General features: G+C 66.5%; 12 protein-coding genes. 8 read left to right on the forward strand and 4 right to left on the reverse strand.

Features of this window, described 5'->3' with window-relative positions:
- The first annotated feature begins 54 nt into the window (after nucleotides 1–54).
- From argH to lysA, 3 genes are all read left to right on the forward strand, one after another.
- Nucleotides 55–1,452 carry an argininosuccinate lyase gene (gene argH / locus XI08_RS41960; RefSeq protein WP_271578923.1) on the forward strand — a complete coding sequence of 466 codons (1,398 nt, stop codon included), beginning with the start codon at nucleotides 55–57 and terminating at the stop codon, nucleotides 1,450–1,452.
- Between the two features lie 93 nt (nucleotides 1,453–1,545).
- Nucleotides 1,546–1,836, forward strand: coding sequence for an LPS translocon maturation chaperone LptM (gene lptM / locus XI08_RS41965; RefSeq protein ID WP_027544312.1), 291 nt, complete (start codon nucleotides 1,546–1,548; stop codon nucleotides 1,834–1,836).
- A 22-nt stretch (nucleotides 1,837–1,858) separates the two neighbouring features.
- Entirely contained in the window at nucleotides 1,859–3,124 is a 1,266-nt protein-coding gene (lysA, locus tag XI08_RS41970; protein WP_027544311.1) for a diaminopimelate decarboxylase, read from the forward strand.
- Between the two features lie 164 nt (nucleotides 3,125–3,288).
- Here lysA and XI08_RS41975 read toward each other — a convergent pair whose 3' ends face one another.
- Nucleotides 3,289–4,197, reverse strand: coding sequence for an NAD(P)-dependent oxidoreductase (locus tag XI08_RS41975; protein WP_271578924.1), 909 nt, complete (start codon nucleotides 4,195–4,197; stop codon nucleotides 3,289–3,291).
- Between the two features lie 243 nt (nucleotides 4,198–4,440).
- Nucleotides 4,441–4,824 (reverse strand): carboxymuconolactone decarboxylase family protein, encoded by a 384-nt coding sequence (locus XI08_RS41980; RefSeq protein WP_008567285.1) that lies wholly within the window; start codon nucleotides 4,822–4,824, stop codon nucleotides 4,441–4,443.
- A 180-nt stretch (nucleotides 4,825–5,004) separates the two neighbouring features.
- Here XI08_RS41980 and XI08_RS41985 point away from each other — a divergent pair, with 180 nt between their 5' ends.
- Nucleotides 5,005–6,939, forward strand: coding sequence for a TIGR02302 family protein (locus tag XI08_RS41985; RefSeq protein ID WP_271578925.1), 1,935 nt, complete (start codon nucleotides 5,005–5,007; stop codon nucleotides 6,937–6,939).
- Entirely contained in the window at nucleotides 6,927–8,081 is a 1,155-nt protein-coding gene (locus XI08_RS41990) for a DUF4175 family protein (RefSeq protein WP_271578926.1), read from the forward strand. The genes XI08_RS41985 and XI08_RS41990 overlap by 13 nt, the downstream gene beginning before the upstream one ends.
- Nucleotides 8,082–8,300: 219 nt before the next feature.
- Here XI08_RS41990 and XI08_RS41995 read toward each other — a convergent pair whose 3' ends face one another.
- Together XI08_RS41995 and XI08_RS42000 are read right to left on the reverse strand one after the other, a co-directional pair.
- A complete protein-coding gene (locus tag XI08_RS41995) occupies nucleotides 8,301–8,675 on the reverse strand; it encodes a response regulator (protein ID WP_135176387.1) in 375 nt (124 codons plus the stop codon).
- A 47-nt stretch (nucleotides 8,676–8,722) separates the two neighbouring features.
- Entirely contained in the window at nucleotides 8,723–9,601 is an 879-nt protein-coding gene (locus tag XI08_RS42000; protein WP_167771110.1) for an MJ0042-type zinc finger domain-containing protein, read from the reverse strand.
- A 179-nt stretch (nucleotides 9,602–9,780) separates the two neighbouring features.
- On the opposite strand from XI08_RS42000, the gene ftsE reads away from it, so the two are divergent.
- The 3 genes from ftsE to XI08_RS42015 all read left to right on the forward strand — a co-directional run bounded on the left by ftsE (nucleotide 9,781) and on the right by XI08_RS42015 (nucleotide 12,373).
- Nucleotides 9,781–10,440, forward strand: a complete 660-nt coding sequence (gene ftsE / locus XI08_RS42005; RefSeq protein ID WP_027544305.1) for a cell division ATP-binding protein FtsE — start codon at nucleotides 9,781–9,783, stop codon at nucleotides 10,438–10,440.
- A complete protein-coding gene (locus XI08_RS42010; protein WP_271578927.1) occupies nucleotides 10,433–11,401 on the forward strand; it encodes a cell division protein FtsX in 969 nt (322 codons plus the stop codon). Before ftsE ends, XI08_RS42010 begins: the two co-directional genes overlap by 8 nt.
- Nucleotides 11,402–11,668: 267 nt before the next feature.
- On the forward strand, nucleotides 11,669–12,373 hold the full coding sequence (locus XI08_RS42015; RefSeq protein ID WP_027544303.1) for a YdcF family protein: 705 nt from the start codon (nucleotides 11,669–11,671) through the stop codon (nucleotides 12,371–12,373).
- Nucleotides 12,374–12,379: the final 6 nt, after the last annotated feature.

A 12,379-nucleotide genomic window follows, 5' to 3' on the forward strand; every position in this document is an offset into this window, starting at 1 on the left:
CTGGCGGCGGCCAGCAAACGTGGCCACCGACAAGCAAGGCGTGAGCAGGGGATCATGAGCAACAAGATGTGGGGCGGCCGGTTCTCGGAACGTCCCGATGAGATCATGGAAGAGATCAACGTCTCCATCGACGTCGATCGTCACCTCTTTGCCCAGGACATTGCCGCGTCCAAGGCCCACGCCGCGATGCTGGCCACGCAGGGCATCATCACGGCCTCTGATGCGAAAAATATCGGCAAGGGTCTAGACACGATTTTGTCAGAGATCGGCAAGGGCGGCTTCACGTTCAAGCGCGCGCTCGAGGACATTCACATGAATGTCGAGAGCCGCCTGTCCGAGCTGATCGGCCCCGCCGCCGGGCGGCTGCACACCGCGCGCTCGCGCAACGACCAGGTCGCCACCGACTTCCGTCTGTTCGTCCGCGACGTCATCGACGAGACCGATGCGGCGCTCGCCGCGTTTCAGCAGGCGCTGGTCGAGCGCGCATTGGAGCATGCCGGCACCGTGATGCCCGGCTTCACGCATCTCCAGACCGCGCAGCCCGTGACCTTCGGCCATCACCTGCTCGCCTATGTCGAGATGGCCGCGCGCGACCGCGGCCGTTTCCAGGACGCGCGCAAGCGGCTCAACGAATCGCCGCTCGGCGCCGCCGCGCTCGCCGGCACCTCGTTCCCGATCGATCGCCACGCGACCGCAAAGGCGCTTGCCTTCGACCGGCCGATGGCGAACTCGCTCGACGCGGTCTCCGACCGCGACTTCGTGCTGGAGACGTTGTCGGCGGCCTCGATCTGCGCCGTGCACATGTCGCGCTTTGCCGAGGAGATCGTGATCTGGACCTCGCCGCTGGTCGGTCTCATCCGGCTCAGCGACAAGTTCACCACCGGTTCCTCGATCATGCCGCAGAAGCGCAACCCGGATGCCGCCGAGCTCGTGCGCGCCAAGACCGGCCGCGTCATCGGCGCGCTCAACGGTCTCCTGATCGTGATGAAGGGCCTGCCGCTCGCCTATCAAAAGGACATGCAGGAGGACAAGCAGGGCGCGATGGAGGGCTTCGCCGCGCTGTCGCTCGCGATCCGCGCCATGACCGGCATGGTCCGCGACCTCGTGCCTGATGAAGCGAAGATGAGGCTTGCTGCCGGCGAGGGCTACGCCACCGCGACCGATCTTGCCGACTGGCTGGTGCGGACGCTGAAGATGCCGTTCCGCGAGGCCCACCACGTCACCGGCCGCATCGTGGCCAAGGCCGCCGAGGGCGGCGTGGCGCTGCACGAGCTGCCGCTGAAGGAGATGCAGGCGATCGAGTCCAGGATCACCAAGGACGTGCTCGGGGTGCTCTCGGTCGAATCGTCGGTGAAGAGCCGGACCAGCTTTGGCGGCACCGCGCCGAAGAACGTGGCCTCCCAGGCCAAGGCCTGGCTGAAGCGGCTGGAAAAAGAGCGAAAATCGGGCTGAGGGCAAAATTTCGCTTATGTTTCATGGTCATCCGGCTCTCGCCAGAGTGCGCCAATCTCTGTATGGTGCGGCCCGCGTAGTGGGGATTTCGTCGTGACGTCAAAGTTTCGCCCGGCCGGCTCGGGGTGGGCCATCATTGTCTTGAGCCTGACGGCGCTCGCGCTTGCCGGCTGTGGCCGCAAGGGCCCGCTGGATTTGCCGCCGACCGCCTCCAATGTGCCCGCGCCCAACGGTGCTGCGCCGACCGACACCGAGACCGAAGCCCAGAAGACGCCGAGCGTGTTCAATCCCACCTACGGGGCCGACGCCGCCCCTGCGGCGTCCCGCGGCAGGAAGAAACCGTTTATTCTCGACCCGCTCCTGGACGACAAACCCAGCAGATAGGCTGGGCAACTGAGCCAAAGCCATGAACCATTTTGACTACCGCAACGGTGTGCTGCACGCCGAGGCGGTGAACCTGTCCGAGCTGGCTGCAACCGTCGGCACGCCGTTCTATTGCTATTCGACCGCAACGCTGGAGCGGCATTACCGCGTCTTCGCCGATGCTTTCGCCGGCGAGAAGGTGCTGGTCTGCTACGCCATGAAGGCGAACTCCAACCAGTCGGTGCTGCGTACGCTCGCCAAGCTTGGCGCCGGCGCCGACGTGGTCTCCGGCGGTGAATTGAAGCGCGCGCTGGCCGCGGGCATTCCCGCCCGCAAGATCCTGTTCTCCGGCGTCGGCAAGACGGAAGAAGAGCTGCGCGCTGCGCTCGCCGCCGACATCCTCTGTCTCAACGTCGAATCCGAGCCGGAGCTCGAGCTGTTGTCGCGCCTTGCGACCGAGATGGGCAAGACCGCGCGGATTTCCGTGCGCGTCAATCCCGATGTCGACGCCGGCACGCATGCCAAGATCTCCACCGGCAAGTCCGAGAACAAGTTCGGCATCCCGATCGCGCATGCCCGCGAGGTCTATGCGCGCGCAGCGAAGCTGCCCGGGATCCAGGTGACCGGCACCGACGTGCATATCGGCAGCCAGATCACCGACCTGTCCAAGATGGAGACGGCGTTCCGCATCCTCTCCGAATTCGTGCAGACACTGCGTTCCGACGGCCACGACATCTCGCATGTTGATTTCGGCGGTGGCCTCGGCATTCCCTATTACATGGACCGCGAGGCGCCCCCGGCGCCCGATGCCTATGCCGCGATGGTCAAGCGCGTCAGTCACAATCTCGGCTGCACGCTGATGTTCGAGCCGGGCCGCATGATCGTCGGCAATGCCGGCATCCTGGTCGCCAAGGTGATCTATGTGAAGCATGGCGACGGTAAGAACTTCGTCATCATCGACGCCGCGATGAACGACCTGATCCGCCCGACGCTGTATGAGGCCCATCACGACATCCTGCCGGTGACGCAGCCGGCCAGGGATGCGGCGACGATGGTGGCCGACGTCGTTGGCCCGGTCTGCGAGACCGGCGACTATCTCGCGCTCGACCGCACGCTGCCGACGCCGAAGGCGGGCGATCTCCTCGCCATCATGACCGCCGGAGCCTATGGCGCCGTGCAGGCCGGCACCTACAACACGCGGCCGCTGGTGCCCGAGGTGCTGGTGAAGGGCGACCAATACGCCGTGGTGCGCCCGCGCATCGAGGTCGAGCAGCTGATCGCGATGGACACGCCGGCGCCGTGGCTGTGAGGCCACGCCGGTTCAACAATCACGGTGTCATCCCGGCGAAGGCCGGGACCCATAACCCCAGGGAGGGGTTGTGGCGCGAAGCGGGTAACTCCGAGTCCCCGTAATCACATCCGCCTGTGGTTATGGGTCCCGGCCTTCGCCGGGACGACGAAGAGATTGGCGTGTTACTTCCCCGCCAATCCGCCGGTCTTCCCACCAACCACAACCCCCGCCTTCTTCTCGATCGGCTTGATCGCCGCGGTGAAATCGGAATCGGCGCCTTCCGCGCTGATCACGGTCTCCCACAGGCGCCCGACGGCATCAGCGACCTCCATCGACAGGCCGAGCTGCTTCATTTCCTCCAGCGCGAGGCGGACGTCCTTCACCATCAGCCCCGTGGCGAAGCCGAAATCGAACGTGCGCGGCAGCACCGCGCGCGGAAACTTGTCGCGGCTCGCGGTGTTCATGCCCGAGCCGGCATTGATGACGTCGATCATCACCGCGGGATCGAGCCCGGCCTTCACACCCATGACGACCGCTTCCGACGTCGCCACGATCGCAGCGGCCGACAGGAAATTGTTGGCGAGCTTCATGGTCTGGGCTGCGCCCGGCTTCTCGCCGATGAAGAACACCTTTCCGATCACATCGAGCGCCGGCTTCAGCAGCTCGAACTCCGCCTTCGGCCCCGACACCATCACTGCCAGCGTGCCCTTCTCGGCGCCGCCGACCCCGCCGGAGACGGGGCAGTCGATCTGCACGATGTCGCGCTTGGCGAGCAGGGCGTGAATCTTCGAAGCCATCGTCGAGCCGACGGTGGACAGATCGATGAAGCGCTTGACGCGCTTGCCCTCGATCACGCCGTTCGTCCCCGTTGCAACTTCGAGCGAAGCTTGCAGCGAGGGCAGGCTCGCCATCACGGTCTCGACCTGATCGGCCACGTCCTTCGGCGATGTCGCTGGCGTTGCGCCGCGCGCGATGAGCTTGTCGACGACCTCCTTGCGCGTGTCGAACACGACGAGCTTGTGGCCTGCCTCGACCAGCCGCCGCGCCATCGGGAAACCCATGTTTCCAAGGCCGATGAATCCGATGTCCATGGTGTTCCTTGTTTTGATTATTCGTTGTTGTCGTGAAAATCCGCGCTCTATCCCCGGTGTCGTCCCGGACAAGCGCGCCTCAAGCGCGCGCCGATCCGGGACCCATAACCCCAGGGAGGAGTCGCAGCGCGAAAGCGGTCACTCCGAGTCCCGCTAACCACATCCGCCTGTGGTTATGGGTCCCGGATCGGCGCTACGCTCCGCTTCGCTTGTCCGGGACGACAGTGGAGAGAGCCCGCCCCCTCACGCCTTCCCGTCGATCTCCGCGAACACCTCGCGCGCGATGCGAAAACTGTCGACTGCGGCCGGCATGCCGCCATAGATCGCGACCTGCATCAGGATCTCGCGGATCTCGTCGCGGGTGACGCCGTTGGTGAGCGCGCCCTTCAGATGCGCGCGGAATTCGTGCTGGCGGTTGAGGATCGCGATCATCGCGATGTTGAGCATGCTGCGGGTCTTGCGCGGCAGTTCCTCGCGGCCCCACACCGTGCCCCAGCAATATTCGTTGAGCATCTCCTGGAACGGACGGTTGAAATCGTCGACGTTCTTCAGGGCGTTGTTGACATAGGCTTCCCCCAGCACCGCTTTGCGGACTTCCAGGCCCTTGTCGTGCATCTTCTTGTCCATGGCGTTTCCTTCGTTTTCCCTTTGCTTGTCCCTGGATGGCGGCGCGGAAATTACGGGGTTGCGGCGGGCCAGTCACGTCCTCGTGTTATGCGGGAAAAGGGGTGTCTCCCGTACAGGAACGGATGCCTCAGTGCTGCCGTTGTGATACGCTCTCCTCTCCCGGGCAACTTGGAGAGCTGATTGAACGGCGTCACCCCCGACCCGTCAGACCCGATCCGCGATGGCGACGCTCTGCCGCGGCTGAAGCTGGCGCAGGCCCTCGATCGGGCCAGATATGCCATCGCGTGGGAGCGTGCCTGGCCGAATTTGGCGCGGCTTCTGACCGTCGTCGGCCTGTTCCTGGCGCTGTCCTGGGCCGGTCTCTGGCTGGCGCTGCCGTTCCTTGCCCGCGCCATTGGTCTCGTCGTTTTCGCCGGCATCGCAATTGCGGCCCTGTTCCCGCTGGCTCGCTTCCGCTGGCCGAGCCGCGAGGAAGCTTTGAGCCGGCTCGACCGCGGCTCCGGCATCCGTCACCGCCCCGCCACCACGCTCACGGACACGCTGACCTCGCAGGACCCGGTCGCGAAGGCGCTGTGGCAGGCGCAGCGTGAGCGTACGCTGGCCTCGCTCAAGCGCATCCGTGCCGGTCTGCCGCGCCCGCGGCTCGCTCTTCACGATCCCTGGGCGCTGCGAGCGCTGGTCATGGTGATGCTGGTTGCGACCTTCTTCGCCGCCGGCAACGAGCGCGCGATGCGGCTCGGCGCGGCCTTCGACTGGAACGGCGTGCTGGCGCCGACCAATGTTCGCGTCGATGCCTGGGTCACGCCGCCGCTCTACACCGGCAAGCCGCCGGTGATCCTGTCGGCCGCCAACAAGGAGGCCGCGGCGCTGCCCGCCGGCGGCCCGCTCGCCGTTCCCGCCGGCTCGACCCTGATCGTGCGCTCCTCCGGCGGCAGCCTGGATGTCGCCGTCTCCGGCGGCCTCAAGGAGGTCGCCCCCACCGAAGCCACGCCCAAGGGCACCAACGAGAAGCATTTCGCCATCACCGGCGACGGCACCGCGCATGTCCGCGCGCCCGCCGGCCAGCCGCAATGGTCGTTTGCGGCGACGCCGGACCGCGCGCCGACGATTGCGCTGGCCAAGGATCCGGAGCGCCAGGCGCGCGGTGCGCTTCAGCTCTCCTACAAGATCGAGGACGATTACGGCGTCACCGGCGCCGAAGCGCAATTTGGCCTGCGCCCCGCCGATGCCAAGGATGGCAGCAAGGACGGCGATACCAAGGCTGCCGCACGGCCGCTGTTCCAGCCGCCGCAATTCCCGCTGGTGCTGCCGAATGCGCGCACCCGCAACGGCGTCGGCCAGACGGTGAAGGACCTCAGCGAGGACCCCTATGCCGGCGCCGACGTCACGCTGAGGCTCGCCGCCAAGGACGAGGCCGGCAACGAGGCCAGAAGCGAACCCTTCAACATGCGCCTGCCCGAGCGGCTGTTCACGAACCCGCTCGCGCGCGCGCTGATCGAGCAGCGCCGCATCCTCGCGCTCGACGCCAACAAGAATTCCGACGTCTACGCCGCGCTCGACGCGCTGATGATCGCGCCCGAATTGTTCACCCCGGATGCCGGCTGCTATCTCGGTCTGCGCAGCCTGGCGCTCCAGCTCGAGGCGGCCCGCACCGACGACGCGATGCGTGACGTGGTGGCGAGCATGTGGGCGTTCGCGGTGACCATCGAGGACGACGGTGTCGCCGGCAGCGTCAATGCCGCGCTGCGCTCGGCGCAGGACGCGCTCAAGCGGGCGTTGGAGCGCGGTGCCAGCGAGGACGAGATCCGGGTGCTGACGCAAAAGCTCCGCGAGGCCATGGCCGGCAAGGTGCGCGACCTCGCCCGGCGCGCCGAGCAAAATCCGCTGGGTCCCCGGCAGCCGTTCCCGGCGGAGGTCCAGCTCATCCTCGACAAGGCCGTCGAGCTGCGACAAAAGACCCAGCACGCGACGCCCGAGCAGCTCGAGGAACTGGCGCAGCAGCAGGACGCATTGCGCCAGCAGCTTCAGGCCTATCGCAAGTCGGCGAGCAACCGGGCCAAGGCGGGAGACGACGGGGCCAACCAGTTTACGCGGGACCGGAAATGCGGAAGCTAGCACGCGTGCCAGTCTTGAAGGCGATGTCGATCGCCTGCCTCGCCTTCCTGTTGGGAGGCCTCCCGTCCGTCGCTGCCCAGCAGGATCAGGATCCCGATGCGCTGCTCGATGGCGCGGAAAAGGCGATGCAGGATGCCGGCGATAACCTGCGCCAGAAGGAGTCCGGGCGCAGCCTGAGCAACCAATCCGATGCCATTCAGAAGCTCGAGGAGTACAAGCGCGCGACGGAAAGAAACCAGTCCTCCAATCGCGATCGCTCCGTTATCACGCAGCGGGATCTGGACGATCTCCTGAAGCAGATCGAGAAGGCGGCGCGCGAAGGCAATCGCGAGGCGGCGCAGCGCATGCTCGAGCAGCTGGCGCAGATCATGGAAAATCTCCAGATGGCGCAGCCCGGCCAATCCGGCGACAGCGACATGGAGCAGGCGCTCAACGAGCTCAGCGACATGATCCGCAAGCAGCAGCAATTGCGCGACAAGACCTACAAGCAGGGCCAGGATTCCCGGCGTGACCGCTCGCGCGGCAAGCCGCAGGGCGACCAGTCGATGTCGGACCTCCAGCAGGACCAGCAGGCGCTGCGCGACCGGCTGAAGAAGTTGCAGGACGAGCTCGCCAAGCGCGGCCTCACGCAGAAGGGACCAAAGGGCCAGAAAGGGCAACAGGGCCAGAAAGGTCAGCAGGGCGATCAGGGACAGCCCGGCCAGGATGGCGATCAGGACGGTGACCAGGGCGATGATGACGGCAGCCTGGACACCGCCGACGGTGCCATGGGCGATGCCGGCTCAAAGCTCGGCGAGGGCAATGCGGATGGTGCCGTGGACTCGCAGGGCAAGGCTCTCGAAGCCTTGCGCAAGGGTGCGCAGAAGATGGCCGAGGCGATGCAGCAGGGCGATGGTGACGGGCAGGGCGATGGTCCGGGCAACCGGGCCGGCCGCCAGCAGAGCGGCGGCAATCAGACCGATCCGCTCGGTCGCCCGCTTCACGGCCGCGAGTTCAGCGACGACTACACGGTCAAGATTCCGGGCGAGATCGACGCCCAGCGCGTCCGCCGCATCCTCGAAGAACTCCGCCGCCGCCTCGGCGATACTTCGCGTCCGCAGATCGAGCTCGACTATATCGAGCGGTTGCTGAAGGATTTCTAGAGGCGATAGCCTCGATGCCTCCCCAATGTCGTCCTGGCGAAAGCCAGGACCCATTACCCCAGGGAGGCGTTTGGCGAAGGCTGGTTGCCCGGTACGACTTCCATTTCGGACAGATAAATCACGCGGTATGGGTCCTGGCTTTCGCCAGGACGACACCGAATGTATAGCGGCGGCGTCGCGTCATAGACGCATAGCCGACGCAACTGCGGCGGCCGCGCGCTACCGCTTCTTCGCCGCCAGCGCGTCCGCCACTGCGGTGCGGATGTCGGCGACCGAGAACGGTTTGGTCACGACGTCATGCACCAGCGCGTTGAGGTTCGAGGCGCGCTCGCGCTGGTCGGCAAATCCGGTCATCAGCAGGATGGTCAGGTCGGGGAAATCGCGCGCGGCGGAGAGCGCCAGCGCGATGCCGTCCATCACCGGCATCTGGATGTCGGTGAGCAGCAAATCGAATGCGCCGTCCTCGCGGGTCAGGATCTCCAGCGCCTCGGCGCCGTCCTGCGCGGTCACGGTCTGGTGCCCGTCCATGGCGATGGCGCGCGCCACCAGCTGGCGCATCGAATCCTCGTCGTCGGCGATCAAGATTTTTGGCATGGGACCAACCTTGGGACCAACCTCCCGTGCGGACCTTGCGAGCCTGATTACACGCTGCCGCCGGCAATGTCGCGCCGGTTGAAGAAGCGAACGTCGATATTGCGGCCCTCCGGCGGCGGAGAGGCCAGGCGCGAGCGGAAGAAGGCGCGTTCGCCGGGCCGCAGCACGGTCTGCTCCAGCACCGCATTCCAGGCATAGATCTCCGCGCCCTGCGCGTCGCGCACCGCAAAGCGCAGCCGCGGGATGTCGAGCGGCTTCTTGCCCTCGCCGACGATGACGCCCTCGATCACCAACACCTGTTTACCGTCAACGGTCTCGCTGGAGAGCTTGACGTCCTTGAAGGCCAGCCCGCGCAGGTTAACGTCGAGGCCGACCATCTTGTAGAAGGCCGCGGTCTGCGGCAGCAGCCGCACCATGTCGCCGCGCCAGACGATCAGGGCCAGCACCAGCGCGCCCATGGCGGCGCAGGCGGTCGGCAGGCCGAAATGGGACTTTCGCGGCGCCACGGTGGGGACCTGACGCCTCACTCGCGCCCCGCGCCGGCTGAACAGGCCGCGGAACCAGGACTGGTGCTGCGCGCCGGCGACCTCATCCTCGGCGTCGCGGGCCGCCGCCGACCATTCGTCCTCGGTCTCCCTGGCGTCCTCCTCCGGCCAGTCGCTGGCGATGGAGGGGCTGTCGACGACAGGCGTGTCGGTGGCGCCGTCGTCCTTGGCGTAGGAGTTCCACTGCTCGGCGAGATCGGACTGGTCGTCGGCCTGGCTGGCCGCAGCCATGGCCGGGACGGACGCCTCCTCGATGGCATCCTCGGCATAGGCGACCCAGGTCTGCTTGCACCGGGAGCAGCGGACTGTCCGCCCGTTCGCCCCAAGGCTCGCAAGCTTGATGGCGTAGGATGTCGTACAATGGGGGCAGACGATATGCATGGACGAGCCTTGATGCATGAACGAGTCTTGACGATGCCAGGGTCGCGGAGGCCCGGGCGTCCTGGATGCTACAGGGCGACCGTTAACGAACCGGAAACCATAACCGTCGCAAAAACCGTTGATCGCGCGTGGCGGAGCATCGCGTCGCGGCCATCGCCCCCTCTCGAACGGAGCTGAGCTTGGTTCGGTTCGAAAATGTCGGATTGCGTTACGGTCTGGGGCCGGAGATCCTGCGCGACCTCAATTTCCAGATCCCGGCGCACTCCTTCCAGTTCCTCACCGGCCCGTCCGGCGCCGGCAAGACCTCGCTCTTGCGCCTGCTGTTCCTGTCGCACCGGCCGACGCGCGGCCTCGTCAACCTGTTCGGCCACGATATTTCGCAACTCGGCAAGGACGAGATCGCCGACCTGCGCAAGCGCATCGGCATCGTGCTCCAGGACTTCCGCCTGCTCGATCACATGACGACCTACGAGAACGTCGCGCTGCCGTTCCGCGTCATGGGCCGCAGCGAGTCGAGCTATCGCAAGGAGGTCATCGACCTTCTGCGCTGGGTCGGACTCGGCGAGCGCATGGACGCGCTGCCGCCGATCCTGTCCGGCGGCGAGAAGCAGCGTGCGGCGATCGCGCGCGCGGTGATCTCGCGGCCGCAACTTCTGCTCGCGGACGAGCCGACCGGCAGCGTCGACCCGACGCTCGGCCGCCGCCTGCTGCGCCTTTTCATCGAGCTCAACAAATCCGGCACCGCCGTCATCATCGCGACCCACGATATCGGCCTGATGGACCAGTACGAGGCGCGGCGGCTGGTGCTGCATCAGGGACGGCTGCACGTCTATGAGTAGGACCGACGAGCGCGGCGTACTGGTCGATCTCGGACAGGAGCGTCCGCAGCTTCCGGCCAAGGCGCGCAACATGTCGCCGATCGTGCCGCGCGCCTCGATCCACGGCCGCGCGCTGGTTGCCGTCGTCGCCATCATGACCTTCCTCGCCTCGATGACCACCGGCACGGTGCTGCTGGTCAGCGCCTCCGCCGCCGAATGGCAGTCGGATGTCGCCAGCGAAATCACCATCCAGATTCGCCCGCAGTCCGGGCGCGACCTCGAGCGCGACACCGCCGCGGTGACCGAGGCGATGCGCGCCCAAGCCGGCATCGTCGAGGTCAAGCCGTTCACCAAGGACGAGAGCGGCAAGCTGCTCGAGCCCTGGCTCGGCACCGGACTGTCGATGGACGATCTGCCGGTGCCGCGCATGATCATCGCGCGCGTGCAGCCCGGCACGGCGCTCGATCTGGCCGCCTTGCGCGTCCGCGTGACGCAAGTGGCGCCAAGCGCCAGCGTCGACGACCACCGCGCCTGGATCGAGCGCATGCGCTCGATGACCAACGCCACCGTGCTCGCGGGTCTCGGCATCCTCGCGCTCGTCATCATCGCGACCATCATCTCGGTGTCGTTCGCGACCCGCGGCGCCATGGCGGCGAACCGTCCGATCGTCGAGGTCCTGCATTTCGTCGGCGCCGGCGACCGCTACATCGCCAACCGCTTCCTGCGCCATTTCCTCAGGCTGGGCCTGGAGGGCGGCGTGATCGGCGGCGGCGCCGCCATGCTGGTGTTCGGCTTCTCCGAGTCGATCGCCGGCTGGTTTTCAGGGACGCCCGTCGGCGACCAGTTCGCCGCCCTGCTCGGCACCTTCTCGCTGCGGCCCTCCGGCTATGTCGTGCTCGCGGTGCAGGCGGTCCTGATCGGCGCCATCACCGCCGTCGCCTCGCGCCAGACGCTGTTCGCAACGCTGAATGATGTGGATTGAGTTGCTTTCTTCCTTCTCCCCTTGTGGGGAAGGTGGCGCGAAGCGCCGGATGAGGGGGTCTCTCCGCGCACACGAACGTCGAGTTCGCGGAGAGAACCCCTCACCCGTCTCGCCGCTCCGCGGCGAGCCACCCTCTCCCACAAGGGGAGAGGGTGATCGAGTTCGCGACCCGAGTGTTTTCGCTACGTTGATGGAGCCCGATAAACCGGACTCCACTTCGCCTCAAAACGTTTTAAAATCATCCGGGGAAGGGATTACCGACATCGCATGACCTCGCCGACCGACGATCGATCGCCGAAATTGCCGCGCGGCTGGCTGCGCGCAGCCGTGGTGTCGACGATCGCGTTCGCCTTCGTCGGCGCGGCGGCGGGCTTCATCGCGTTCCTGTCGCAGTTGCGCGGCGCCGAGATCGTGCCGGACCGCAAGGCAGACGGCATCGTGGTCTTGACCGGCGGCTCCTCGCGGGTGTCGGATGCGATGGAGCTGCTGGCTGCCGGTTATGGCAGGCGGCTCCTGATTTCCGGCGTGCATCCGACCTCGACCGCAAGCGACATCTCCCGCACGCTGCCGGAGAACCAGTCCTTCATGACCTGCTGCGTCGACCTCGACCGCACCGCGCTCTCGACCCGCGGCAATGCGGCGGAGGCGCGCCGCTGGGCGCAGGCGCGCCGGTTCAAATCGCTGATCGTGGTGACCTCGAACTATCACATGCCGCGCGCGCTGGTGGAATTCTCGCACGCGATGCCGGAGACGATTCTGATCCCGTTCGCCGTGGTCGGCGACAAATGGCGCGAGGAGCCGTGGTGGGCCTCGGCGTCCACCTTGCGGCTGCTGCTGTCGGAATATGTCAAGTACATCGCGGCCGAACTCAGGGTGCGGCTGGAGGATTTCGGGATTGACCTTTCGCCCGAAGTATCGGAGCAGCCTCCCGGGATGCAGCCGAAGCGGCCCGCCACCGCACAGGCCAATTGATCGGCA

This window comes from Bradyrhizobium sp. CCBAU 11361, from assembly GCF_028128935.1.
In the GTDB taxonomy this organism is placed as follows: domain Bacteria; phylum Pseudomonadota; class Alphaproteobacteria; order Rhizobiales; family Xanthobacteraceae; genus Bradyrhizobium; species Bradyrhizobium niftali.

Coding starts and splice junctions, on each gene's coding strand:
- XI08_RS41995 (WP_135176387.1), bottom strand. CDS start 8,675: ATGCCAAAAATCTTGATCGCCGACGACGAGGATTCGATGCGCCAGCTG.
- argH (WP_271578923.1), top strand. CDS start 55: ATGAGCAACAAGATGTGGGGCGGCCGGTTCTCGGAACGTCCCGATGAG.
- XI08_RS41975 (WP_271578924.1), bottom strand. CDS start 4,197: ATGGACATCGGATTCATCGGCCTTGGAAACATGGGTTTCCCGATGGCG.
- XI08_RS41990 (WP_271578926.1), top strand. CDS start 6,927: ATGCGGAAGCTAGCACGCGTGCCAGTCTTGAAGGCGATGTCGATCGCC.
- lysA (WP_027544311.1), top strand. CDS start 1,859: ATGAACCATTTTGACTACCGCAACGGTGTGCTGCACGCCGAGGCGGTG.
- XI08_RS41980 (WP_008567285.1), bottom strand. CDS start 4,824: ATGGACAAGAAGATGCACGACAAGGGCCTGGAAGTCCGCAAAGCGGTG.
- XI08_RS42000 (WP_167771110.1), bottom strand. CDS start 9,601: ATGCATATCGTCTGCCCCCATTGTACGACATCCTACGCCATCAAGCTT.
- XI08_RS42010 (WP_271578927.1), top strand. CDS start 10,433: ATGAGTAGGACCGACGAGCGCGGCGTACTGGTCGATCTCGGACAGGAG.
- XI08_RS42015 (WP_027544303.1), top strand. CDS start 11,669: ATGACCTCGCCGACCGACGATCGATCGCCGAAATTGCCGCGCGGCTGG.